Consider the following 23,854-nt stretch of genomic DNA (forward strand, 5'->3'; position numbering starts at 1 on the left):
CCTACGCGCCAACACCTTTGCCTACCGGTGATCCCACCAGCACTGGCTCCGTTCAGTCGGCTCAGCCTGACCAAGCCGGTTGGCCCTTCGTAGCGAACTCCGTGCTGTGGCCGTCGTCTCGGCCGCCTGATCTGGAGGCATCACCATGACCCGCAAGATCACACTGCTCGCACTCGTCCCCGTACTGGCCCTCGGCCTCGCAGCCTGTGGCTCGTCCAACGCGGACACCGGAGCCTCGGCCGCGACCTCGTCGATGTCGTCCATGCCGATGCCGTCGGGGGCAAGTACCACCACCCAGCCTGGGCAGCCGTCGTCGACGACTGAGGATGGCGCGGCCGCAGTCATCTCGATCACGGACTTCGCGTACAAGGTTCCTGCTTCCGTGGCGCCCGGCAGCACCATCACCATCAAGAACAGCGACTCTCAGGCCCACACGGTCACGTCCAAGACCGGAGGGTTCGACGTCAAGGTCGACCCCAATGGCACGTCGACGTTGACAGCGCCCAGCAAGCCCGGGAGCTACCCGTTCGTCTGCACCTTCCACGCCAACATGACCAGCACCCTGGTCGTGAAGTGAAGATGACCACCACCCAGAATGACGTCCGGCCGCGCACCGCGAGGCATCCTGGCCGACTGGGTCTGCGCGGGGTGATCGCGGTGTCCTTGGTCGTCGACGCGGTCGTCCACCTCAGGCTCGCGGGCGGCTACCAACAGTCCGCGCCGGGTGGCATCGGCGCCGGCAACCTGTTCCGCCTCGAGGCAATCTTCGCGATCGTGGTGTCGGGATGGGTGCTCTGGCGTGGTAGCCGCGCTTCTCTGGTCGCTGCCTTCGCGGTCGGCTTCAGCGCTGCTCTTGCCGTCGTCCTCTACCGCTACGTCGACGTCCCCGCCCTCGGGCCCATCCCGGCCATGTATGAGCCGGTGTGGTTCTTCGAGAAGTCCCTGAGCGCCGTTTTTGAAGTCATGGCGGCCGCCTCTGCTGTGGCGGCGTTGGCGCTGGTTCCTGGCCGTCGCCGTGCCCGAACGCATCGCGGGAACGGGCACACCCAGAACTAGTTGGGTTCTGCACCAACCCGTGAGGGCCGTGACATCGAAGTACCCACACAAGCGTTCGATCCGACTGCGACCGCAGGGCCGCATCACCAAGGAGACACCTGAATGCGTACTACCACCAAGATCGCCACCGTTGCACTGGGCTCCGCGGCGCTCCTCCCGTTCCTCGGGGCAGGCATCGCACAGGCCGCCGACGGCAACACCATGGCGACGCTTCGCCCGGTCGTCCTCAACGGTGTCAAGGCCAATGGCACCGCCATGGTGACCGTCAAGGGCAACCGCATCGACGTCACCATGGCCGCCACCGGCCTGCTCGCCGACAGCCCGCACGCCGCGCACATCCACTTCGGGGCCGACGCCCGCCACGAGTGCCCAAAGGCGTCCGATGACGCCAAGGGTGATGGCACCATCAACACGACCGACGGCGGACCGGCATACGGTCCGATCGTGGTCTCGCTGACCAAGACCGGCGACACCTCCCCCAAGAGCGGCCTGGCCGTTGACCGGTTCGACACCGCCCCCGGCGGCAAGCTCAGCTACGAGCGCGGCAGCATCAACGTCTCCTCTGACGTGGCCCAGGCCATCACCGAAGGCAAGGCCGTCGTCGTCGTCCACGGCGTTGACCACAACGACAACGGCAAGTACGACGGCGCCACCAAGAGCGACCTCGACCCGAGCCTGCCCACCGAGGCCACCGACCCGGCCATCTGTGGCGCCCTGAGCGCGGCCCCGGCCGGCGGCATGGACACCGGCGCGGGTGGCACGTCCACCCCGGACAACGAGGGCCTGCTCCTGCTCGGTGGAGGCTTGCTGCTGGCCGCTGCCGGCACCGGCGCCTTCACTGCCCGCAAGGCGCGCAACCGCGCCTGATGTCCCTTTCCACGAAGTTCGGTGATCGCCGCGGCCAACTGGCCGCGGCGGTCACCGTCGTGCTCCTCCTCGTCGGCGGCGGACTGATGGTCCGTGCCCTCACCTCGCCTAGCTCGCCGCCCCAACCGCCGAGCGAGCAGGCAATCCCCGTGGCACAGCAGACCTCCGGGTCTGCAGCGGACGCCACGGGTTCCTCCACGCCGCCAGCTGCGACGAGTCAGGGTGGTCCCACGTTCGGGACGATCTTGGAACCCAGCGCTCCAGTGGCTCTCGCGATCCCCTCGATCGGGGTCCGCACCAAGGGCGTCGTGAAACTCGGTCTGGACAAGAACGGCAAGCTCAAGGCACCCACCGACTTCGCCAAAGCAGGCTGGTACGCAGCCGGCCCCACCCCCGGCGAGTTCGGCCCGGCGGTGATCGGCGCCCACGTTGACAGCAAGTCCGGACCGGCAGTCTTCTACCGGCTGGGAGCACTCAAGAAGGGCGCCGAGGTGTCAGTCACCCGCGAGGACGGGTCCACGGCCCACTTCACGGTGGACCGCGTGGCGCGGTACTCCAAGGACAACTTCCCCACCGCGACCGTCTACGGCGACACCAAAGGGCGCGCCGAACTTCGCCTCATCACCTGCGGTGGAGCCTTCGACCACTCCACCGGGCACTACGTCGACAACATCGTCGCCTTCGCCCACCTCACCGGCTGACGGGCAACCAGCCTCCTAAATCCCCCACCTGGTCACGCACACGCACCGATCTTCAACGTTTGAGCCACCCCACGACAAAGCCCCTGACTTGGGTCTTCGCAGTTCACGGGCCGTTTCGTACTGCCGGGCGCCACTGGGTTTGAACCAGTGACCTCTTCCATGTCAACGATAACCGGCCTGTGCTTGGACGTCCGTCGACGTCCCCATGAGCACGAACCACTCCCCCAAACGTCCGTCAGCGTCCGTCCAGATCCAGGGTGGTTGTCACTCACTTGGTCACTCACAGCTGGGCGGGAGCAGCGCGTCGGGATTTACCAACGAACCCGCGTCACAGCTGTCGACGACGGCTGGAGACTGATCACTTATCGACGGTGGAAATCTGACCAAACCTGCCCCATCGCGTCGGAGTGGGGCGGCGACATCCACATTAGGGGGGCGACTCAATTCCGTGTTGCCTGAGCGAACTACCGCAGGGGTTCGGGCGGCGGTATCGTCTTACTTGTCAAGCATGGTCGCCCCAGACCCGGTGACTCCCGAGCCTCTTCTTCAGGCAACAGGAGACGGATGAGTATCGACGACCAACCACGCACCGGCATGGCCCAGTCTGGGGCGTGGTGACCGGGCAAGCCGTTGAGGCGGTTCCCTTAGGTCTGGCCGCCAGCTGCGCCGTCCTCGGTCCGGGGAGGGTCGGATGAAGGACTCCCTGGGGCGGCTCGCCCACGCCAACCAGCTCATCGACGACGAGCCACCAATCCTGCACGGCGCTCCGGGCACGATCGGTCGGCTGGAACGGCTCTGCTCCGCGCTGACCCGCTCGCTCCCCGCAACGGGGGTCGGGCTCAGCCTGCTCACCATGGACAACTATGGGGGCGGGACAATCGCGGCTTCGAACGCGGAGAGTCGAGTTCTCGAAGAGCTGCAGTTCAGCCTCGGTGAGGGACCGTGCATCGAGGCCTATACCTCGCGCCGCCCGGTGCTTGAACCCCAGCTCTCCACGCACGGCATGCGTCGATGGCCCGGATATGCCGCTGCCGCGCAGGAGCAGGGTGTCAAAGCCGTTTTCGCGTTCCCCCTGCAGATCGGGGCCGCCCGGGCCGGTGCGCTCGACGTCTACCGCAACGAAACCGGTTCGCTGACCGACGACGCCCTCGCCCAGGCGGTCACGTTCGCCGAGGTGGCTATGGGGCTGCTCGTGGACGGACAGGACGGCGCCCAGGACGGCCAGACAAGCAGCGATCTCGACGACGCCCTGGCCTACCGGCTGGAGGTCTACCAGGCGCAGGGCATGGTGATGGTCGACCTCGGTGTGGGCATCGACGAAGCGATGGCCCGCCTACGCGGCCACGCCTACGCCCAAGACCGTTACATCAGCGACGTCGCCCGAGACATCGTCGGCGGTAAACTCAGACTAAACCGGGACGCGACATGACCGAACAACAGATTGGCCTGCCCGTGCTGGACACGACTGGAAGGGGGCAGACAAGTGATCGCCGCTGACCAGCTTGCGGAGGTCTTCGTCGAGGTGGCGGACACCCTGGTGGACGACTTCGACGTCATCGAGTTCCTCGAGACGTTGACCAAGCGCACGGCAGAGGTCAGCAGTGCCGCCTCCGCGGGACTGCTGCTCGCCGACGCACACGGGCAGCTGCAATACATGGCCGCCTCGGCCGAGTCGGTCAAGCTGCTCGAGCTCTTCCAGCTCCAGTACCAGGAGGGGCCCTGCCTGGACTGCTTCCGAACCGGAACCGCGGTCGTCAACACGGACCTGCACGATGCGACTATGCGGTGGCCGCTGTTCGCTCCCCGCGCGGTCGAGGCCGGATTCCTCTCCGTCCACGCCTTTCCGCTGCGCCACCGCCAGAAGGTGATCGGGGCGCTGAACATGTTCAGCACCCATACCGGCCGCCTTGAGCCGACTGACGTCCGCATCGTCCAGGCACTGGCCGACATCGCGACGATCGGACTCCTGCAGGAGCGCAGCGTCCGCAGTGCCGAGGTGCTCACCGAGCAGCTCCAGGGCGCGCTCAACAGCCGGATCACGATCGAGCAGGCCAAGGGCGTCCTCGCCAGAACCCACGGCATCGACGTCAATGCCGCCTTCGAGCGCATGCGCGAGTACGCCCGCCGCGACCACCACCGGCTCACCGACATAGCTCTAGCCATCGTCACCGACCCCACCAGCCACCCAGACCTCACCACCGCCGGTACGCACCAGGCACATCCCACCTCCGCGGGATCGAGCGACTACCCCTGATCACTCACGACGAACGGACGTCCGGCCGCCGGTGACCGCTGCGCCAACTACCCTACGAACCGCCCGACACGGGCGGAGCAATGGAACGCCGCCACGATCCTCACAGTCATTCCGCGAGGCGGGCGGTCCTCCTGGGGGTCTCCCCCTTGGTCGTCACTGCGATACTCCAGCCCCGGCGCTGCGTGCCCCGCCTCCGCGGCGCCGTCTGCCTCCCCGCCGTACTCGACGCTGTCGACGCCCCTGAAGGGCCATCGCCGCGCCCGCGGCCTGACCAGGACCTGAGCTGAGAGCTGATGGCGCTTATATACGTCTACCGGGCCACGCGGATTGGTGCGAGAAGCGGCCATAAACTACTGAGTCTCGTCTGGGGAGGTAAGGGCAAATTCGGTGATCAGCCCCGACGCCGTCGAGGCGATCCAGCCCTGAGGGGCCGGATCCTGCAAGAGAGGCGCGACGCGGTCGAGAAATCGCTCCCATATGGTCCGTCCTTCTCGTGAGGGCGCCGCGTTCCGCGGCTACTAGGACTAACGACGAGGTGGGACTCAGGTCACGTTCGACGGCGGGGCTCGCCGAGGTGGAGGTCAAGCGCAGCCGCCTGCACCACTTGAGCCGGGTATGTCCGGAGGAGGTGCACCTCGTGACTTCCCCTTCATGCGGCGGACGCCCGGGTGAAGCGCGTCGGCCACGTCCCAACCTCTGACCGACACCGACCTCCCACTGGAGCCAAGCGTCGCGGTCACGCCAATCTGTCAGACAACTCCACCGCATCGTCCTCGCTGCCACCTTCCTTCTACTGCTCGCTCTACTGCTCGAGCCGGGCGATGCAAGATCTGGGCGGGCGGGGCGGGCGATGCTCCTCCCGTTGGGCTTGAACCGGACTATCCTGCACCCGAAGGCACAAGCGCCCGGCGGTGCCTCGAGAGACGCGGTTCGCGACAGGGAGGTCAGCCATGGTTCGACGGCTCATCGGGCTCCTCGCGGTTCTCTGGCTCCTCGTGGGGGTGGGCGCGGCCTACCAGCGCGGGTACTTCGGCACTGACCCGTCGAATTGCGCCAAGGCCGGCACCATCGCCGCGACCGTGGTCGCTGGGCCGCTGAACTACCTCGGCGTCAACCCGAAGGTCACGTGTGTCATCCCCCAGCCGTCCAGGTAGGGGGCCTGGACGACGAGCCGACGCCTCGGTGCGTAGACCTTCGACCGGGAGGAGGACCCATGGGCGAGGAGGACCCCCAGCTGCGCGCAGCCCGCAGGTTTCTCGATGAGATCGATGCGCGGGCACTAACCGAGGAGGCGGCCGAACCGCACAGCGTCATCACCTTCGACCCGATGACCGAGTCGTACCTGGTCAAAGGCCCCTACCCGGACGCGCACATCGCGACCCTGGAAGCTGAGCGACTCAAGGACGAACTCAACGCCGCCGCCGGGCATCCCGACTACCCGCCCATCACGACGTGGATAGGGCGGCAGCTCTTAGACGACCACCCGGACTGACCCACCTTCGGCGCACCCGCGCTGCGCACCCAGACGCCGCCGACGGCGGCCGTGTAGGGAACGTTCAGCTGAGACGCAGGGATTGATGGGTCGCCATGGAAGGCAGGCTGTGTCCTCGTAAGTCGGTGAGTCGGTGACTTCAGTTCCCGAGGGGAGGCGCAGGACGCCGCTCCACCACGTGGCGCCGGCAGCCACGCCCCCTGGGGCCACGACCACCGGCGATACCCGCTGGCAACGGGCGCAGCTGTCGTCCCGGCCGCGCCGCCGGCCTTACCCCATCGCCGAAACCCATCAAACTTTGCCGGCGGAGGCGGCCGCCAGCTTCACACCATGCCGCCCCTGGCCTGACGGGCCATAGCCCCGATGGGCTATGGCCCTTGGGACCGCGCTGCCGGACCATGGTTGATGGAGGCACGCACCCAACCCCCACGCCATGGCCAACCCCAGACCCGGTCTGGCCCACCGGCCGCCCAGCGGCCGAACCCAATGGACGTAGCGCAGGGACGCGTTGGCAGGGACACCGGTCCCGGTTCCCATCACGAAAGCGGCGCGCCCATGCTCACCGACCCCAACGAACGCCTCACCGACGCCACCCTCGCCGACGAGATTGCCCTACTCGGCGACGTGCTGGCAGCCGCCACGGACGCCGACGGCAGACTGACCCCAGCCGAGGTCGACCAGGCGCTCGGGCTGGCGCGGGCGGCTCCCCAGACCGCAGGCTGAATGCACTCATCCGCCCCGACCCGCTTGTTCAAACCATGGTCGGACCCGCGTCTTCCGGCGCGCCAGCGCGCCCAGAAGGAAGCGGCATCAAGCCTGGGGCGCTTCAGAGTGCTTCGCGCGGTTGGTCGAGTTTGCGGCCCGTGCCGCCTTGCATGCATCGCCGACCAACAGTCGGCATGGGGCAGTCACGCGAAAGCGGCGATCACATGAGCGTGCATGGGGAGGACCAAGGTGCCGTCTTCGACGAACGGGGCAAGCCGCGCTGAGAGTTCCGCTAGGAGGTCATCCAGCACTCGCTACTGATCCCTGCGGTCGAGGTGCCTCAGCGTCGGGGCCACTGCGGGGTCGACGCCCAGCTCGAACGCGAGGAATTCCTGCGCGTTCGCGAACCGCGCGGTTATGGATCGCGCCTCGATCCGTACGTCGGAGAAGCCGGCGCTGTGAACGAGGGTGCCCAGCTCGTCGGCGTCGCCCAGGGCGAAGACCGACGCCACCGTCGAGATGCCCAGGCGCGCCAGAGTGGCCTCGTGAATCGCCTGGTGGAACGGGTGGCGATCGAGGCCCTGCCATGTGCTCGCCACCAGCCGCCCACCCTTGCTCATGACGCGGTGCATCTCCCTCACCGCCGCTGGCCTGTCCGAGAAGAACATCAGTCCGAACTGGCACACAACCAGGTCGATGGCCGCATCCCGGAGCGGCAGTCGCTCGGCGCGTCGGACGTGCCACCCGACGAACCGGCTCTCCCGGTCGCCGACCGCACGCGCGACCGCGACGTTGGCTGGGTCCAGATCCAGGCCGGTGACCCAGCCCGACGGTGACACCATCGGCACTGCCGCACGCGCGAAAACGCCAATGCCGCACGCCAAGTCGAGCACCCGCTCGCCGGGTCGCGGCCGGGCAAGCCCGAGGAGCACCGACGCCCAGGGTGCGAACAGGCCCGGGTGCCGCCTCTGGCTGCCCGAATGGTGCCCCCTGAGAGGGGGGCACCATGCCTTGGGGGGTGAACTGACTTCTTCCGTGCATGGGAAGAGGTCAGGTGGTGCGCCGACGTCCATGCACGTCAACGAACGTCCACGGACTCCCGATGAGCGGCGGCCGGCGCCAAACGCGACTTCTTAGTCAAGCAGTTAGTCACTCAGAGGCCAGATTTGCGCCCGCCGAGCCGCTCTACGACGAAGCCCCTGAACCTGCGTTTCCGCAGGTCAGGGGCTGTTTCGTACTCGTGGGCGATACTGGGTTTGAACCAGTGACCTCTTCCGTGTCAAGGAAGCGCGCTACCACTGCGCCAATCGCCCGGGGTCGTGCTGGGTGCTGCGTCATGCGACTCAGGGTTCAAGTCTCTGAGGTGGAGACGGGATTTGAACCCGTGTACGCGGCTTTGCAGGCCGCTGCCTCGCCTCTCGGCCACTCCACCGTGAAGGCGGTCAAACCCTCCGAGCGGATGACCGGGCTCGAACCGGCGACCTCAACCTTGGCAAGGTTGCGCTCTACCAACTGAGCTACATCCGCATACACGCGCTATTGGTGTTGAACGGGGTTTTTCACCCGCTGCGCGTGCGTGCAGACATTATCGGATCATCGGTGTCGTCTCCAAATTGGGTGTCGTCCGTGTCGCTTCCGGGCCCACGGGGCATGGGGGTCAGCGGCTTTCGCGCCTCGTCTCGCAGCGCCTTCACCGAGGTCGACAGGTCGTCCACCGTCCCCGCCGGGGCCGGGCCATCGCTGGCCGTGGGCGCATTGATCGGCTGCGCGGCGGCTTTGCGCCTCGCAACCCGACCCTTGACCCACTCGACGACCTTCGCCCGCAGGGACAACCGGTCCTCGACCGGCCACATGTCCCGGATGGCCGCGTTGAGCGCCGCGCCGATCAGGACGGCGATGGCCAGCGCGTAGAGGAAGATGAGCAGCACGATCGGGGCGGACAGCGGTCCGTAGATCGACGTGCCACCGCTCACCGACGCCGTGATCGTGCCGCGCAGCACGAACGAGGCCAGGACCCAGATCACCAGGGTGAGCACCGCCCCTGGCACGTCGCGCAGCCAAGGAGACCGCCGCGGCGTCGAGATGTGGAACAGCGTCGCGATGCTCGCGACCGCCGCGACCGTGACGATGGGCCAGTACAGGAGCGCCAGGAACTCAACACTGGGCGGCAACAGGTCCTGAAGCCACGTCGGGCCGATCACCACGAGCGGGACGACCACGATCCCGACGATGAGCGACAGGAAGTAGAGCGTCAGCGACAGGGCACGCGTTCGCACGATCCCCCGCACCCCGGACTGGCCGTACATGATCGAGATGGTGTCGACGAAGACGTTGAGGGCGCGCGACCCGGACCAGATCGAAAGCACGAAGCCGAGCGAGATGAGGTCGCCACGGCCCTTCTGGAGCACGTCCTTGGCGGTCGGCAGGATGGTCTGGTCGACCACGTTCGCGACGAGGAACCTCGACGCGAAGTCCCGGATACCCTTGATGAGCTCCGCAACGATGTCGTTGCCAAGCCACCCGCCGATGTAACCGACGCCACCGAAAAGACCCAGCACCAAAGGGGGCAGCGACAGCAGCATGAAGAAGCCTGCCTCGGATGCCAGACCCGTCACGCGGTAGCGCAGGCAGACCCGGATCGTCTCCACCGTCAGGCGGGCCGCAGGCATGGCGCCGGGCACGCGCAGCAGCGCGCGACGCAACCGGGCCTTGGGAGTCACCCCGTCACGGTATCCCGGCATAGTGTGCCCTCGTGCCCACCCACGCCGTGACCAACCAGGTGCCCCCACTCCCCGACTACAACACGGTTACGTCCCAACCGCCCCTCGACGAGGGCCTGCGACGCTGGGCCGGCCCCGCGGCATACGACGAGGTCAGTGCACTGGGTGTGCGCGCGGGAAGCGCTGAGGCGCGCGAATGGGCCAGGCAGGCCAACGAGAACGAGCCCGTCCTCCGCACCCACTCCCCCACCGGAGAACGCATCGACGAGGTGGCCTTCCACCCCACCTGGCACTCCCTCATGGAGGTCGCCGTCGGGGCCGGGCTCACGGCCGAGCCGTGGGCCGAGCCGCCTGGCAGCGGCGCGCACGTGCGGCGCGCGGCCGGTTTCATCGCGTGGTCCGAGAACGAGCAAGGTCACCTCTGCCCCATCTCGATGACGTATGCCGCGGCGCCGGCCCTCGCTGCCAACGCATCGCTCGCGGCCCGCTGGCTGCCCCCGCTCGCCTCCCGCGCCTACGACTTCGGCCTCCGGCCGCTGGCCGACAAGCGCGGCGCCCTGGTGGGGATGGGCATGACAGAGAAGCAGGGCGGCTCCGACGTGCGCGCCAACACGACCCGGGCGGTCGCGCAGGCCGACGGACCGATCGAGGGTGGCCAGACCTACCGGCTCACCGGCCACAAGTGGTTCTGCTCGGCGCCGATGAGCGACGCCTTCCTCGTCCTCGCCCAGACCGACGCCGGCGTGGGGTGCTTCCTCGTGCCTCGCGTCCTCGACGACGGTGGACGCAACTCCTTTGCGCTGCAACGGCTCAAGGACAAGCTGGGCAACCGGTCCAACGCATCGTCCGAGGTCGAGCTCGACGGGACGTGGGGCGTTCGCGTCGGTGACGACGGCCGCGGCATCCGGACGATCCTCGACATGGTCGCGGCGACGAGGCTCGACTGCATCCTGGGCTCGGCCTCGACGATGCGTGCCGCGCTGGTGCGGGCGATCCACCACGCCCGCCACCGGTCGGCGTTCGGTGCCCTGCTCGTCGACCAGCCGCTGATGCAGAACGTGCTCGCCGACCTCGCCCTCGAGGTCGAGGCAGCCACCACGCTCGCGCTGCGGCTCGCCCACGCCGTCGACGAGGGCGACACCGCCCTCTCACGGCTGGGGGTCGCTGTCGGCAAGTACTGGGTCTGCAAGCGCACCTCCCCCATGGTCGCCGAGGCGCTGGAGTGCCTGGGCGGCAACGGGTACGTCGAGGAGAACGGCCTGGCGCGGCTCTACCGCGAGGCCCCGCTGAACTCGATCTGGGAGGGCTCCGGCAACGTCAACGCGCTCGATGTGCTGCGCGCGATCACCCGCGAACCGCTGTCCGGCGAGGCGTTCCGCAACGAGCTCGCGCTCTCGCGCGGCCACAGCACCGTCCTCGACGCCGCCATCACCCGCGTCGACGACGTGGTCAGGTATGCCGCGGAGCCCGAGGCGCAGGGCGGCGCGCGTCAGGTCGTGGAGCACCTCGCGGTGACCCTGCAGGCCGCGCTGCTGGCCCGCTACGCGCCGACCGAGGTGGCCGACGCGTTCGTCGCCAGCCGGCTCGGAGGCCAGCACGGCGTCACCTTCGGGACCCTCGATGCCAAGCTTTCGGCCGGTCACGCCCGCACGATCATCGACCGCGCCTTCAGCGGCTAGCCGCGGTCAGCCCTGGTCCTCGATCACGGCGAAGACGTTGCCGGCGGGGTCGGTGAACCAGGCGATGAGCGGACCACCCTTGCGGAAGATGCCCTTCTCGTCGGTCTCCGTCGGCGTGCCCGCGTACCTCTCGAAGGACACTCCGCGCGCCGTCAGCTCGTCAACGGTGGCCTCGATGTCGGACACCGGGAAGTTGAGGACCGTGAAGGACGCAGGCACATGGTCGCGCTTCGGGTAGGCGATGGCACGGTGCCCACCACCGAGGTGCAGGGTGAGGATGCCGTTCGCCTCGCTCACCTCAAGTCCGAGGGTGTCTGCGTAGAAGGCTCGAGCGGCTGCGGTGTCCAGCACCGAGAAACCACTGAAGGCCTTGGACTCCTTGAGCATGGGTGATCCTTTCCTCGACTTCCCGACTTACCGACTTGGGGCTATGACCTGAACGGCGTCCAGAACTCATCGACACACGGGGTCAGGCCGTGGAGTTCACGACTTGGCGAGGCGCTGCTTCTCTGCCTCGACGTCGAAGTCGGCCGCCGGCCACTGCGGGTCCATCGCCTCCAGGTGCTCGAGGACGAGGTTCTGCACGGCCAGCCGGGCGTACCACTTGCGGTCGGCGGGCACCACGAACCACGGGGCTGCGTCGGTCGAGGTCTTCTCCAGCACGGCCTGGTAGGCCTCCTGGTACTGCGGCCACAGCAGCCGCTCGTCCACGTCCCCCGTCCGGTACTTCCAGTGCTTGTCCTCGCGCTCCAGCCGCTCGGTCAGCCGGGCCTTCTGCTCGTCCACCGAGACGTTGAGCATCACCTTGACGATCGTCGTCCCGTCGGCGACGGCCTTCGCCTCGAAGTCGTTGATCTGGGAATAGCGCCGCGACCACGTCGCCCGCGGCACCAGGCCGTGCACCCGGACGATGAGGACGTCCTCGTACTGCGACCGGTCGAACACCCCGACCTGGCCGGGGCTCGGCAGGGCGTTGCGGATGCGCCAGAGGAAGGGGTGCGTGCGCTCTTCGGCCGTAGGAGCCTTGAAGGCGGTGTACTTCACGCCTTGAGGGTCCATCTGTCCCACGACGTGGCGCATGATGCCGCCCTTGCCGGAGGTGTCCATGCCCTGCACGACCAGCAGCAGTGATCTCTTCACGTCGCCCTTGGACTCGGCGTACAGCCGCTCCTGGTACTGGCTGATCTCGCCGGCGCGCGCTGCCAGGGCTTCTTCACCGTCTGCCTTGTCACCGTCGAACCCCGGAGTCGAGCGCGGGTCGCAGTCGGCGAGGATGAAGCCTTCGCCGACCCTCAGCGCGTCGGCGAAGGCGATCGGTTCAGGAACCCCCTTGTCCGAGGCGGCCGTTGCGTCCAGCCCCGCCACCTTGGACTTCTTGTCGCGGTCGGACTTCTTGCCGCGCTTGCTCTTTGAGTCGTGCTTGCCCTTGCCCATTGACGCATCCTGTCATCGCAGGTCATGGCGCGCGAGGGCTGTGAGTCGCGAGATCGCTCGGAAGTACTTCTTGCGGTAGCCGCCGGCCAGCATCTCCGCGGAGAACAGGTCGCCCAGGGGCAGTCCGCTGGCGAAGACGGGGATGTCCGCGTCATAGAGCCGGTCGGCAAGGACGACCAGGCGCAGGGCGACGGCCTGGTCCGTCACCGGCCGGACGTGCGTCCACCCGACGGCCGTGACGCCGTCGAGCATCGAGCGGTAGCGGCTCGGGTGGACCGTCGCCAGGTGACGCGTGACGTCGATGAAGTGGTCGAGCACACCACCCTCGCGCTCCACGCCGGCGCGCACCTCGTCCTCGGACGACGGTGGCGGGCTGTCGACGGTGTCGCGGTGCCGGTAGTCGGGGCCGTCGACGGTCAGCACCTCGAACTTCGCGGACAGTGCCTGGATCTCGCGCAGGAAGTCCTCCGCGGCGAACCGGCCAGCCCCGAGTGCATCGGGCAGCGTGTTGGACGTGGCCGCCAGGGAGACGCCCGCGGTGGCCAGGCGTCCGAGCAGCGTCGCCATCAGCACCGTGTCGCCGGGGTCGTCGAGCTCGAACTCGTCGATGCAGACGAGCTGGTGGCCGCTGAGCGCCTCGACGGTGGGCTGGAACCCGAGCGCGCCGACGAGGTTGGTGTACTCCACGAACGTGCCAAAGGCCTTGGTACCACTGGCTTCGTGCCACAGCGATGCCAGCAGGTGGGTCTTGCCGACACCGAAGCCGCCGTCGAGGTAGACGCCCCGCCCGTCGTCCACTGCTTTTCGCCGCGCGAACCATCGGCCACCCCCGCGCTGGCCCAGCCTCGCGGCATACCGCTCGAGGCGCTCGACCGCTGCGGCCTGCGACGGCTCGGTCGGATCGGGCCGGTAGGTGCTGAACCGCTCGGCGTCGAAGCGAGGTGGCGGCACCAGGTCACGCACCAACCGCCCGCGGTCCAGCTGCGGGGAACGGTCGAGGAGCGAGCCGGGCACGATGGGCAGCCTAGTGAAGCCAGATCGGGGTAAATGCAACACTGTGGACATGCGCCTCCTGCTCGACTCGTCCGGTACCCATGCCCCCGGTGACCTCGTCGACGCCGCAGCCCTCGCGGATCTGTATGCCCCGCCGGCTCGCCGGTGGTTGCGGGCCAACTTCGTCGCGACGCTCGACGGCGCGGCCAACGGCCCCGACCAGCGTTCGGGGAGCATCAACACCAAGGCCGACCAGGTGGTCTTCGACCTGCTCCGCCGGATGACCGACGTGGTCGTCGTCGGTGCGGGCACGGTGCGTGCCGAGGGTTACCCGTCGCTGCGCGCCGAGGACCCGGCAGCGCCACCTCTCCTGGTGGTCAGCCACTCCGGACAGCTGCCCGTCAGCGTGGCCGGCGGGCCCCCCGGTTCGGTCATGCTCGTCACCCGTTCGGGCGCCGACCGCCACGCGTTGGACGCCTCGCGCGAGCTGATCGGCGAGGAGTTCGTGTGGACTTCGGGTGGCGATTCCGTGGATTTTGTGCAGATGCGGAACATGTTGGAGGACAAGGGATTTCGTCAGATCCTCTGTGAGGGTGGCCCCAGCTTGCTCGGGAGCCTGCTGAGTGCGGGAGTCGTCGACGAGCTCGACCTCACCTGGTCACCGATCATCGTCGGTGGCGAGCACCCCGCCATCGTCAACGGGCCCGCGGTCAACCTCCCCGCCTCCCCCAGCCTGTTGCTCGAGGAGAACGGCACCATCCTCGGGCGCTGGTTCGTCAACCGTTGACCCGAGCCGTCACGACACGAAGTCGGCGACGGATCGCTCCCACCGGTCGGGGTCGACGTTCCACTCCTTGGTATGCCGCGCGGTGTCCCAAGGCTCCATCGTCACCAGGTCGGGCCGTGCCGCGGCCAGCGCCTGGGACGGGCCCACGGGGACGAACTCGTCGTCGACCGAGTGGATCAGCAGGATCCGGTGCTCCAGCTCGCCTGCGCGTGCCACCCAGTTGGTCTTGGCCACGTCGACAGGGTCGTGCACGCCGACCAGCCGTCGCGCCGAGCGACGGCCCATCAGGGCTCGGCCGAGCCCAGCGATCGGGGCCGGGATCCCGTTGACGTTGGCGTGGTGGGCGATCACGTCGCCCCAGTCGATGACCGGCGCGTCGAGCACCACGTGGGTGACGTGGTCGGCCAGCCAGGAACGGCTCAGGGTCTGCAGCACGATGGCTCCGCCCATCGACCAGCCGACGAGGAGCAGCTCCCGCGCCCCCCGTTGCACCGCATGGAGACCCGCGTCCTCGATGTCGCGCCACTCGGAGAGGCCGAGGTTGTAGCGGCCGTCCGGCCCGCTGCGGGCACCGATGTCGTTGCGGTAGCTGGGGATGATGACGTTGATCCCGCTGTCGTGCAGCGGCTTCACTGCGCGCAGGCCCTCGTGGCGGCGCGCACCCCGGCCGTGGACGAGGATCGCCCAGCGGTGGGACGGGGTGGCCGCTGGCACCACCCAGGCCGGCATGGTGCCGAGCTCGGTGAGCACGTCGACGTACTCAGTCGGCAGCCCCAGCGAGCGGTCAGGCGGGCTCGCGAAGTAGTACTGGTTCCACCGCCCGAAACCGCCCGCCAAGTGGCCGAAGTCGACGCCCAGCAGCTCTCGACGCACGCGGCCCGACCCCTCGTCGAGCTCCAGGACCTCGCCGAGCCGGGCGTGACCGCTGTCGCCGTCCAACCACAGGCCGTAGCGTCCCGGCGAGACGGTCTCGGGACTCACGCCCAGGGTGACCGAGTCGTCGGTGACGGCAAGGATCTGGGTGTCGTCGGGACGCTGTCGGTCGGGCGTGAGCACCCGCCGGGCGAAGTAGGTCGCCGCACCCACCGTGGTCAGGGCCCCGGCGGCGAGCACCGAACCAACGCTCACCGCTCCTGCGACGGCCGCCTTGCGTCCGGGCGACATCGGGGTCGACGTGGAGGCCACTACTTCTCCCCCAGCACGTCGGCGAGGTCGAAGCTGACGGGCTCCTCCAGCTGGTCGTAGGTGCAGGACTCGGGGGTCCGGTCCTCGCGCCAGCGGACGAACTGGGCGGTGTGGCGGAACCGGGCACCCTCCATGTGGTCGTACTTGACCTCGACCACGCGCTCGGGCCGCAGTGGCGTGAACGACAGGTCCTTGCCGGAGTTCCAGCGGCTGCCGGCACCACTGGTCGGGGTCCTGCTGCCCATCTCCTCCTTGGCCCACGCCCACGGGTGGTCGTCGAAGTCGGTGACCAGCGGCTGGAGCTCCTCGAAGAGCTCCTTGCGGCGGGCCATCGGGAACGCCCCGATCACACCGACGCTCATCAGCGATCCCTCGTCGGTGTAGAGGCCGAGCAGGACCGAGCCGATGAGGTCGTCCCCGGTCTTGTGGGTGCGGTAGCCCGCGACGACGCAGTCCGCGGTGCGCTCGTGCTTGATCTTGAGCATCAGCCGCTTGTCGGGGACGTAGCCGATGTCCAGCGGCTTGGCGATGACGCCGTCCAGCCCGGCCCCTTCGAACTGCTCGAACCACTCCTGGGCGACCGCTGGGTCCCGGGTCGCCCTGGTCAGGTGGATGGGCGGCTGCACGTCGGCCAGCGCCCGCTCGAGCAGCTCCCGCCGCTCTGCGAACGGCCGCTCGGTCAGGTCGTCCTCCCCCAGGGCCAGCAGGTCGAACGCCACAAAGCTCGCCGGCGTCTCGGCCGCAAGCTTCTTGACGCGGCTCGCGGCCGGGTGGATCCGTTGCTGGAGCGCGTCGAAGTCGAGCCGGTCGCCAGAGCCGCCGATGAGGACGATCTCGCCGTCCACGACGCACTTCTCGGGGAAGTTCGCGAGGACTGCCTCCACGACCTCAGGGAAGTAGCGGGTCATCGGCTTCTCGTTCCGGCTGCCGATCTCGACCTGGTCACCCGAGCGGAAGATGATCGAGCGGAACCCGTCCCACTTGGGCTCGAAGAGGAAGTCACCGGTCGGGATGCCCTTCACCGGCTTGGCCAGCATCGGGGCGACCGGAGGCATGACCGGCCCCCACACCGAGCGCAGGTCTGCGTCGCGCTCCGCCTTGGGCGGCATGTAGTCCTCGTCGGACTTGTCCTTGCGACGCTTGCTCGGCTGCACCCGCGGCGGCTCGCCCGGCATCTTGGGGTAGTCCGGCGGGAAGTTGAGCTCGCCGAGCCCGCGCTCGTTGATGTCCTTGTCCCACAGCGCGATCGCGGCAGCCACGTCGCCCACAGCGTCGTCGATCCCAGCCCAGGCATCACCGTCCGCCGCAAGGATCGCCGGCACCGTCTTGACGGTGAAGTCACCGGGACTGACACCCGACAAGGCGTCCCAGCTGACCGGCATACTCACCGGCGCTCCGGGGAGCGGGCGGGGGCTGTAGGCGGACGCGATGGTGCGGTCACGGCAGGCCTGGTTGAAGTCCACGAAGACCTTTTCGCCCCGCTCCTCCTTCCACCAGGAGGTGGTGACGAGGTCGGGCAGCCGGCGCTCGAGCTCGCGGGCGATGCCGATGACGCCGTGCCGCACGTCCAGGAACTCGTGGGTCGGGGCGACGCGGACGAAGACGTGCACGCCGCGGTTGCCGGAGGTCTTGGCCCAACCCGTGAGACCCAGCTCGGTGAGCAGCTCACGCAGCACGAGGGCCGCCTCGACCGAGTCCTTGAAGTCCCGGCCCGGCTGCGGGTCGAGGTCGATGCGCAGCTCGTCGGGGTTGTCGACGTTGCTCGTGCGGACCGGCCAGGGGTGGAAGGTCACCGTGTTCATCTGCATCGCCCACACGACGGCGGCCGGCTCCTCCACGACGACCTGGAGGTGCTTGCGCCCCGAGGGGTAGGTGCACATGACGGGGTTGATGAAGTCGGGCATGCCCTTCGGCGGGTTCTTGGTCCAGAACTCCTCGCCGCTGATGCCCTCGGGGAACCGTTGCAGCGTCACGGGACGGTCGCCGAGGGCCCGCATGAAGCCGTCCGAGACGTCGACCGCGTACTGCGCCAGGTCGAGCTTGGTGATGCCGTCGTCCGGCCAGATCAGCCGCTCCGGGCTCGAAATCCGCACCAGTCGTGATCCGTCAGGTCCCCCGGGGACTTCCAGCTCTGTTGCTTTGGCCGCCATGGCGCGAGCCTATCCGCAGGCCCGTCAGGGATACGTAAGGATCTGCGGGACCAGAATCGAGACCGATTGCGTTGTGATGGACGTGAAGGTATTTGGACACGAAGTCAGACGAAGGCAAATCACTGGCGCGCGAAGGAGCCGAACCGTGAGCATGGACAAGACCGACCGCAGCTATGCCGTCACCAAGACCGACGAGCAGTGGCGCGAGGAGCTGAGCCCGGCCGAGTACCAGGTGCTGCGCCAGGCGGGCACCGAGCGGCCGTTCGTCGGGGAGTACACCGACACCAAGGCCGAGGGCGTCTACGCCTGTCGGGCCTGCGGCGCCGAGCTGTTCACCTCCGACACCAAGTTCGACAGCCACTGCGGGTGGCCGTCGTTCTACTCCCCCCTCGCCGGCGACACGGTCGAGTACCTCGAGGACTACGACATGGGGATGAAGCGGGTCGAGGTGCGGTGCGCCAACTGCGGCAGCCACCTCGGGCACGTCTTCGAGGGTGAGGGCTACGGCACCCCCACCGACCAGCGCTACTGCATCAACAGCATCAGCCTCACGATGCGCCCGAAGTCGGACAGCTGACTGACGCGGCAGACCTAGGGGGACCGGCGGGTGAACCGCGGGTCCGTCTCCCACCAGGGACGGTCCCGCACCCCGTCGGGCGCCCCGTCGTCGCCCTGACGCTCGCGCGCCTCGCGATCCAGCCGGGCGTCGACGATGGCGGCCTCACGCGCGTCGGACCGGACCCACGCCAGGACGGTGGCGGCGAGCAGTGGTAGCCCGACCACCTCGGCAACGCCGAACATCGCACCACCACCGAGCCGCTGCTGCCAGAGCGCGTCCTGGGCGGCGAGGAAGGTCGCGACCGGCGCACCGAGCAGTGCCGGCGAAGCCATCACCACGACGCCAGGCACCGCGTCGAGGAGCCCGTCGACGAACGCGATCAGGACCAGCACCCCAGCCGTGCACCACGCCGGGACCAGCTCCTCGGTCAGCAGCGGCAGGACGAAGACCAGCCCGCTGACGAGCAGCACGGCATACGTGGCCTCACGCAGCCAGCCGTGCGAGACCGACCCCGCGAGCCACGGGGTGGTGAAGAGCAACAGGTGCAGGGCCGTCGCGACGACGGAGGCGAGCAGCGGAAACATCACCACCCTCGCGCCCCGACTGCCCAGGAGCCGGTCCAGGCCGCGCGTCCGCCCAGCGCCCAGCGCGCGGCGCGCCAGCCCGACCGGGTCACCGAGCGCGATGCCGACCGGAGTGACTGCGGCAAGGACCGCCGACTGCGCCGCGGCGGCCACGAACGACGTGCCTCGGGATGCCGCCAGACCACCATCGGTGGCCAGCACCAGGGAGCCGACGCCCACCACGTAGTAGGCGAGCGAACGCAGCACGGGGACCGCCTCGCCCGAGCGTCGCAGCGCGACCAGGCCCGCGGCATACGACACGGTGAGGAACAGGGCAAGGCCCGTCCCGAACGGAGACACCACCCAGCTGGTGACCAGGTCGGCCGGGGCGAACGCAGTCACGGCCCGAGCCTGCTCCTCCGCCCTGAGAGAGTCCTGTGAGGGCCGACGCGGTGCGAACTCGGGGAGAGCTACAGCCCTTCGGCGATCTCCTTGATCGCCGCGAGGCGACGGTCCCACTCGGCACCGATCGCGTCGAGCCGGTGCGCCACGTCGCTCAGGTGTGAGCCGAGCACGCGGTACTGCACCTCGCGGCCGACCCGCACCGGCTCGACCAGGCCGACCTCCTGGAGGACGGCAAGGTGCTTGGCGATCGCCTGGCGGGACACCGGGAGGCGCCCGGCGAGGGCGGACGCCGAAGCGTCGCCCTCGCCGAGTGCCGACAGGATGGTCCACCGGGTCTCGTCCCCCAGCGCGGCACACACCGGAGCCAGCGTCCCTATCGTCACGAGTGACCCTCGAACAGGGCGACGAGCTTGTCGAGCTCGCTGTCCCAGCCACCGCGGTGGCTCTCGAGGTTCGCGGCGGGGTCGGAGGTGATCTCGAAACCGGTTTCGACGACGGTGAGCTGGGTCCCGTCCGGCAGCGGCTCGAGGGTGAAGGTGAAGACCGTCGAGTGGTCGTCGTCCACCTCGTCGGTGGTCACGGGGCTGGCGTCGTCGTTTCCCCAGCGGTACGACACCATCCGGGGCGCGTCGAGCGCCTCGACGCGGATCGGCACCGGAGGGTAGTCCGGGAAGTTCAGGGTGCCGTGCGCCCCGATGCCCGAACCCTCGAAGCGCGCCTGCCCGAACCAGGTGGAGATGTGCTCCGGCTCGGTGACTGCTGCCCACACCTTCTCGATGGGTGCGGCGATGCGGATGGTGCGACGGACGGTGAACGCGTCCGCGTCGACGACTGCTGCCTGGTTGTTCGTCATGCTGATCATGATCTTTCCTCTCGTTGGTTGTGCGTTGGTCTTGGGACGGGTGTCATCCCGAACAGCCCGATGCCGACGACGGCGAGCGCCGTCAACCACGCGCTGCCGTCGAACAGCTCCACGGCGAGCAGCTCCACGGCGAGCAGGGATGCGGTGACGCCGATCGTCCCGATGACCAGGGTCCGCGAGGCGTTCGAGTCGGCGAACCGACCTCCGGCGTAGGACCCCAGCGCCGTGGACACGCCGTAGGCCAGCAGGAACGCGCTGACCGTTGCGCCGGAGACTCCCGTGACCTGGTTGAGGAAGGGCACGAGGTAGGTCAGCGCGGACTGGATCGCCATGAAGACCAGGGCGCAGAGCCCGAGGACCGCGAGCACGCGTGGGGCGAAGGCATGACGGGCCTGGCCGGCCGCCCCACTGTCGTCCGCGCCCGGCACCGAGGGTAGGACGACCATCGCGGTCACCAGCACCACACCGGCGACGACAACCACGGCGGCGAACGACCCGCGCCACCCGACGGCCTGTCCGAGCAGGGTGCCCAGGGCAGACCGACGGCACTGGCCATCGCAAAGCCGGAGATGACCAGGGCCATCGCGCGGCCGGACCGCTCTGGGGGCACGATCGAGGTCGCCGCCATCATCGCAGCGGCGATGAAGAGCCCTTGGACCGCGCCGATGACGACGCGGGCCACCAGGAAGAGCTGGTAGTCCGCGAACAACGCGGGCAGCAGGTTGGCCAGCACGAAGACCGCGGTCGTGCCGATGAGCACCGCACGGCGGTCGAACCGGGTGGTCGCCAGGGTCAGCAGCGGGCCACCGATCGCGAGCCCCAGCGCGTTGGCGGTCACCAGCGCACCTGCAGCCGGCACCGACACACCCAGGTCCGTGCTGATCAGGTCGAGCATCCCCACGACGAGCATCTCGGCGCACCCCATGGTGAACGCGCCCGTGAACAGGACCGCGAGCACCAGCGTCGCGTGCGGTTGCACCTTGTGTGTCATCGCCCTACCTCCTCGATTGACTGCAACTTGATGGTTGCATGTCAATTCAAGAAGTGCAACCCCTAGATTGCAGTTGTCGGGGATTGCTCGACGGGCGAGTCAGGTCAGCGCAGCGAGGCGAGCAGCTCGCCGACCTCCACGCGCCGCCCGGTGTGGAACGGCAGCTCCTCGCGGACGTGCATGCGCGCCCTCGAGGCCCGCAGCTCACGCATCAGGTCGACGATCCGGTGCAGCTCGTCCGCTTCGAAGGCCAGGATCCACTCGTAGTCGTTGAGCGCGAACGACGCGATCGTGTTGGCCCGCACGTCAGGGAAGTCCCGGGCCTGCTGGCCGTGCTCGCGCAGCATGTCGCGGCGCTCGGCGTCCGGGAGCAGGTACCACTCGTAGGAGCGCACGAACGGGTAGACGCAGATGAAGTCCTTGGGCGGCTCGTCACCGAGGAACGCCGGGATGTGGCTCTTGTTGAACTCCGCGGGGCGGTGCAACGCGGCCGCCGACCAAGTGGGTTCGAGCAGCATCCCGAGCTCAGTACGCAGCAGCGAGCGGTAAGCGCGCTGCACGTCCTCGATCCGCTCGGCGTGCCACCAGACCATGAAGTCGGCGTCGGCGCGCAGGCCACCGATGTCGTAGACGCCGCGCGTCACCACACCCTCCGCCTCGAGCTGGGCGAAGAGGTCCTCGACCTCCTTGGCCAGCACGTCCCGGTTGTCACCGAGCGGCGCGGTGACGGAGAACACCGACCACATGGCATAGCGGATCGAGTCGTTGATCTCGCGGATCCGGGCGGCGTTCGGGTTGGACGGGTGCAGCTCACTCATGCCCCTATCCTCCCGTGCCGGCCGCGAGCGTCCGCAGGTGGGTCACCACCGTCTGCGCCGCCGAACGACCACTCGCGATGCAGGCCGGGATCCCCACTCCCTGGTATGCCGCGCCGGCCAGTTCCAGCCCGGGCGCGGCCGCCGTCGCGGCCCGGATCCGGTCCACCCGGTCCACGTGCCCGACGGTGTACTGCGGCAGGGCACCGCCCCAGCGCTGGACGTGGGTGTCGGCGATGCGCGGCAGCTGGTGGCCCAGGGCCTCGCTCACCTCGGCGACGGCGATGGCCACGAGCTCCTCGTCGGGGCGCTGGAGGTCGAACGTCTCACCGAACCTGCCGACCGAGGCGCGCAGGAAGGACAGGTCTCCGGCCGCCTCGGCGGTCCAGCGCCACTTGGTCGACGAGAACGTGCTGGCCTTGATGGTGCGCCCCTCGACCGCCGGCACGAGGAACCCGGAGCCCCGAAGTGGCACCGTTCCAGGACCGTCGGCACCGACCGCGAGGGTGACGATGGCCATCGAGGCGTACTCGATCTCGCGCAGCGCTCGGGCTGCGTCGGGCAGGTTGGCAGCCAACAGGCGGCTGGCAGGCGCGGCCGGGACGGCGACGACGACGGCGTCGGCCGGCAACCGTTCGGGTCGCGGCTGGGGACCGACGACGACCGACCACCCGCCTCCGGCGGTGTCCGGTTCACGGTGCAGCTCGCGGACGATGGTGCTGCTGCGGATCGTCACTCCCCGGGAGCGGAGCTCGTCGGTGAGCACCTCGGCCAGTCGACCGACCCCACCCTCGAGCCCCGCGAAGACCGGCCTGACCCGGGCCTGGTCGACGGGAGCCAGCGAGTCGGTCGCCACCATCGCCGCAGCCGCCGCGGCGTTCGTGAGGGACTCGCCTCGCCGGGCACCGGCGAACACCTGCGGCAGGCAGGCGCGCAAGGACAGGGAACGGGCCCTGCCGGCATACACCCCGCCGAGGAGCGGCTCGACGAGACGGTCGACGACCGCGTCCCCCATCCGTGCGGCGACATAGTCGCCGACCGACACATCATCGAAATCGCCATTGTCCCAAGGCGTTTCGGCCTCCGCACGCGCCACCTCGTCCGCAGAGAGGATGCCGAGCGCCGAGGACGCAGGCGACGGGATCCCCATCAGGGTGCCCTTGGGCATCGGGTGGAGGTCGCCGCGCGACCAGATGGATGCGGACGTGGTGGCCGGGTGGACGACCTGGTCATCCAGGCCGAGCTCACTCATCAGGTCGAGCGCCTCAGACCGCCTTGCCAGCATCGACTCCGCACCAACGTCCAGCGCAACCCCGGCCAGCGGCTCGCGTCGCAGCTTGCCACCGGGGCGGTCGCCGGCGTCGAGGAGCGTGATGGTCGCGTCGGGAAGCGCATGCGACAGCTCCCAAGCGCAGGCAAGCCCAGCAATGCCTCCCCCGACGATGAGGATTCGTGATCCGACCATGGCCACACCCTTTCAAGATCGTGACTGTTTCGACACCACCGGGTGGGAACGTCAGGCCCACGACGCGAGTCGCACCGGTATTCCGCACCGCCGAAGCCAGCACCGCAGCCCACGACCTGGGCCTCGCGCCGGGATCGGCAGCCCGCCACGACAGCCCGACACGACCAGGGG

Annotated in this window: 24 protein-coding genes, 3 tRNA genes and 1 pseudogene; 12 read left to right on the forward strand and 16 right to left on the reverse strand. The window is 68.8% G+C overall.

Annotated features, from left to right (window positions below):
* Nucleotides 1-145 precede the first annotated feature (145 nt).
* The 9 genes from EAH86_RS07325 (at nucleotide 146) to EAH86_RS20425 (ending at nucleotide 7,093) form a co-directional block, all read left to right on the forward strand.
* Complete coding sequence (locus EAH86_RS07325) at nucleotides 146-577, forward strand: cupredoxin domain-containing protein (RefSeq protein ID WP_140738317.1); 432 nt, start codon at nucleotides 146-148, stop codon at nucleotides 575-577.
* Between the two features lie 2 nt (nucleotides 578-579).
* Nucleotides 580-1,056: a hypothetical protein gene (locus EAH86_RS07330; protein WP_140738320.1), complete on the forward strand. Its 477-nt coding sequence runs from the start codon at nucleotides 580-582 to the stop codon at nucleotides 1,054-1,056.
* Between the two features lie 102 nt (nucleotides 1,057-1,158).
* On the forward strand, nucleotides 1,159-1,923 hold the full coding sequence (locus EAH86_RS07335) for a CHRD domain-containing protein (protein ID WP_140738323.1): 765 nt from the start codon (nucleotides 1,159-1,161) through the stop codon (nucleotides 1,921-1,923).
* Nucleotides 1,923-2,624, forward strand: a complete 702-nt coding sequence (locus EAH86_RS07340) for a class F sortase (protein WP_170212775.1) — start codon at nucleotides 1,923-1,925, stop codon at nucleotides 2,622-2,624. The genes EAH86_RS07335 and EAH86_RS07340 overlap by 1 nt, the downstream gene beginning before the upstream one ends.
* A gap of 691 nt (nucleotides 2,625-3,315) precedes the next feature.
* Nucleotides 3,316-4,053: a GAF and ANTAR domain-containing protein gene (locus EAH86_RS07345; protein WP_140738326.1), complete on the forward strand. Its 738-nt coding sequence runs from the start codon at nucleotides 3,316-3,318 to the stop codon at nucleotides 4,051-4,053.
* Nucleotides 4,054-4,107: 54 nt separating this feature from the next.
* Nucleotides 4,108-4,878: a GAF and ANTAR domain-containing protein gene (locus EAH86_RS07350; protein ID WP_206665764.1), complete on the forward strand. Its 771-nt coding sequence runs from the start codon at nucleotides 4,108-4,110 to the stop codon at nucleotides 4,876-4,878.
* A 950-nt stretch (nucleotides 4,879-5,828) separates the two neighbouring features.
* Entirely contained in the window at nucleotides 5,829-6,032 is a 204-nt protein-coding gene (locus EAH86_RS07355; RefSeq protein WP_140738329.1) for a hypothetical protein, read from the forward strand.
* A gap of 59 nt (nucleotides 6,033-6,091) precedes the next feature.
* Complete coding sequence (locus tag EAH86_RS07360) at nucleotides 6,092-6,370, forward strand: hypothetical protein (protein ID WP_140738332.1); 279 nt, start codon at nucleotides 6,092-6,094, stop codon at nucleotides 6,368-6,370.
* Between the two features lie 555 nt (nucleotides 6,371-6,925).
* Nucleotides 6,926-7,093 (forward strand): hypothetical protein, encoded by a 168-nt coding sequence (locus tag EAH86_RS20425; protein WP_170212776.1) that lies wholly within the window; start codon nucleotides 6,926-6,928, stop codon nucleotides 7,091-7,093.
* 296 nt (nucleotides 7,094-7,389) lie between these two features.
* Here EAH86_RS20425 and EAH86_RS07365 read toward each other — a convergent pair whose 3' ends face one another.
* The 5 genes from EAH86_RS07365 to EAH86_RS07385 form a co-directional block, all read right to left on the reverse strand.
* Entirely contained in the window at nucleotides 7,390-8,148 is a 759-nt protein-coding gene (locus EAH86_RS07365) for a class I SAM-dependent methyltransferase (RefSeq protein WP_140738336.1), read from the reverse strand.
* Between the two features lie 168 nt (nucleotides 8,149-8,316).
* Nucleotides 8,317-8,388: transfer RNA gene (locus EAH86_RS07370), tRNA-Val, on the reverse strand.
* A 48-nt stretch (nucleotides 8,389-8,436) separates the two neighbouring features.
* Nucleotides 8,437-8,507: transfer RNA gene (locus tag EAH86_RS07375), tRNA-Cys, on the reverse strand.
* 22 nt (nucleotides 8,508-8,529) lie between these two features.
* Nucleotides 8,530-8,602: transfer RNA gene (locus EAH86_RS07380), tRNA-Gly, on the reverse strand.
* 32 nt (nucleotides 8,603-8,634) lie between these two features.
* Nucleotides 8,635-9,795, reverse strand: a complete 1,161-nt coding sequence (locus tag EAH86_RS07385) for a YihY/virulence factor BrkB family protein (RefSeq protein WP_241668249.1) — start codon at nucleotides 9,793-9,795, stop codon at nucleotides 8,635-8,637.
* A gap of 32 nt (nucleotides 9,796-9,827) precedes the next feature.
* On the opposite strand from EAH86_RS07385, the gene EAH86_RS07390 reads away from it, so the two are divergent.
* Complete coding sequence (locus EAH86_RS07390; RefSeq protein WP_140738341.1) at nucleotides 9,828-11,474, forward strand: acyl-CoA dehydrogenase family protein; 1,647 nt, start codon at nucleotides 9,828-9,830, stop codon at nucleotides 11,472-11,474.
* 6 nt (nucleotides 11,475-11,480) lie between these two features.
* Here EAH86_RS07390 and EAH86_RS07395 read toward each other — a convergent pair whose 3' ends face one another.
* The 3 genes from EAH86_RS07395 to zapE form a co-directional block, all read right to left on the reverse strand.
* The gene (locus EAH86_RS07395) at nucleotides 11,481-11,861 is read right to left on the reverse strand and encodes a VOC family protein (RefSeq protein WP_140738344.1); all 381 of its coding nucleotides are present in this window, start codon (nucleotides 11,859-11,861) and stop codon (nucleotides 11,481-11,483) included.
* A gap of 96 nt (nucleotides 11,862-11,957) precedes the next feature.
* Nucleotides 11,958-12,908, reverse strand: a complete 951-nt coding sequence (locus tag EAH86_RS07400; RefSeq protein WP_140738347.1) for a polyphosphate kinase 2 family protein — start codon at nucleotides 12,906-12,908, stop codon at nucleotides 11,958-11,960.
* A gap of 12 nt (nucleotides 12,909-12,920) precedes the next feature.
* Nucleotides 12,921-13,931, reverse strand: a complete 1,011-nt coding sequence (gene zapE / locus EAH86_RS07405) for a cell division protein ZapE (protein WP_425325221.1) — start codon at nucleotides 13,929-13,931, stop codon at nucleotides 12,921-12,923.
* Nucleotides 13,932-13,971: 40 nt separating this feature from the next.
* Here zapE and EAH86_RS07410 point away from each other — a divergent pair, with 40 nt between their 5' ends.
* Nucleotides 13,972-14,688 (forward strand): dihydrofolate reductase family protein, encoded by a 717-nt coding sequence (locus EAH86_RS07410; RefSeq protein WP_140738353.1) that lies wholly within the window; start codon nucleotides 13,972-13,974, stop codon nucleotides 14,686-14,688.
* Nucleotides 14,689-14,697: 9 nt separating this feature from the next.
* On the opposite strand, the gene EAH86_RS07415 is transcribed toward EAH86_RS07410, so the two are convergent.
* Nucleotides 14,698-15,873 carry an alpha/beta hydrolase family protein gene (locus EAH86_RS07415; RefSeq protein ID WP_241668251.1) on the reverse strand — a complete coding sequence of 392 codons (1,176 nt, stop codon included), beginning with the start codon at nucleotides 15,871-15,873 and terminating at the stop codon, nucleotides 14,698-14,700.
* Nucleotides 15,873-18,023, reverse strand: coding sequence for an ATP-dependent DNA ligase (locus EAH86_RS07420; protein ID WP_140738356.1), 2,151 nt, complete (start codon nucleotides 18,021-18,023; stop codon nucleotides 15,873-15,875). The genes EAH86_RS07415 and EAH86_RS07420 overlap by 1 nt, the downstream gene beginning before the upstream one ends.
* A gap of 151 nt (nucleotides 18,024-18,174) precedes the next feature.
* Between EAH86_RS07420 and msrB the strand changes: the two genes are divergently transcribed.
* Nucleotides 18,175-18,600 (forward strand): peptide-methionine (R)-S-oxide reductase MsrB, encoded by a 426-nt coding sequence (gene msrB, locus EAH86_RS07425; RefSeq protein WP_140738999.1) that lies wholly within the window; start codon nucleotides 18,175-18,177, stop codon nucleotides 18,598-18,600.
* 14 nt (nucleotides 18,601-18,614) lie between these two features.
* Here the strand turns inward: msrB and EAH86_RS07430 are convergent, their stop codons facing one another.
* The 6 genes and pseudogenes from EAH86_RS07430 to hemG form a co-directional block, all read right to left on the reverse strand.
* Nucleotides 18,615-19,547, reverse strand: a complete 933-nt coding sequence (locus EAH86_RS07430; protein WP_161988590.1) for a cytochrome c oxidase assembly protein — start codon at nucleotides 19,545-19,547, stop codon at nucleotides 18,615-18,617.
* Nucleotides 19,548-19,615: 68 nt separating this feature from the next.
* Nucleotides 19,616-19,933, reverse strand: a complete 318-nt coding sequence (locus EAH86_RS07435; protein ID WP_140738363.1) for an ArsR/SmtB family transcription factor — start codon at nucleotides 19,931-19,933, stop codon at nucleotides 19,616-19,618.
* Entirely contained in the window at nucleotides 19,930-20,412 is a 483-nt protein-coding gene (locus tag EAH86_RS07440; RefSeq protein ID WP_140738366.1) for an SRPBCC family protein, read from the reverse strand. Before EAH86_RS07440 ends, EAH86_RS07435 begins: the two co-directional genes overlap by 4 nt.
* Nucleotides 20,409-21,403: pseudogene (locus EAH86_RS21015) on the reverse strand (MFS transporter). The gene EAH86_RS07440 and the pseudogene EAH86_RS21015 overlap by 4 nt, the downstream one beginning before the upstream one ends.
* A gap of 104 nt (nucleotides 21,404-21,507) precedes the next feature.
* Nucleotides 21,508-22,221 (reverse strand): hydrogen peroxide-dependent heme synthase, encoded by a 714-nt coding sequence (gene hemQ, locus EAH86_RS07450; protein ID WP_140738369.1) that lies wholly within the window; start codon nucleotides 22,219-22,221, stop codon nucleotides 21,508-21,510.
* Nucleotides 22,222-22,225: 4 nt separating this feature from the next.
* Nucleotides 22,226-23,683, reverse strand: coding sequence for a protoporphyrinogen oxidase (hemG, locus tag EAH86_RS07455; RefSeq protein ID WP_194150751.1), 1,458 nt, complete (start codon nucleotides 23,681-23,683; stop codon nucleotides 22,226-22,228).
* Nucleotides 23,684-23,854: the final 171 nt, after the last annotated feature.

Origin of the sequence: Pedococcus bigeumensis, assembly GCF_006438965.1 — a bacterium.
Lineage (GTDB): Bacteria > Actinomycetota > Actinomycetes > Actinomycetales > Dermatophilaceae > Pedococcus > Pedococcus bigeumensis_A.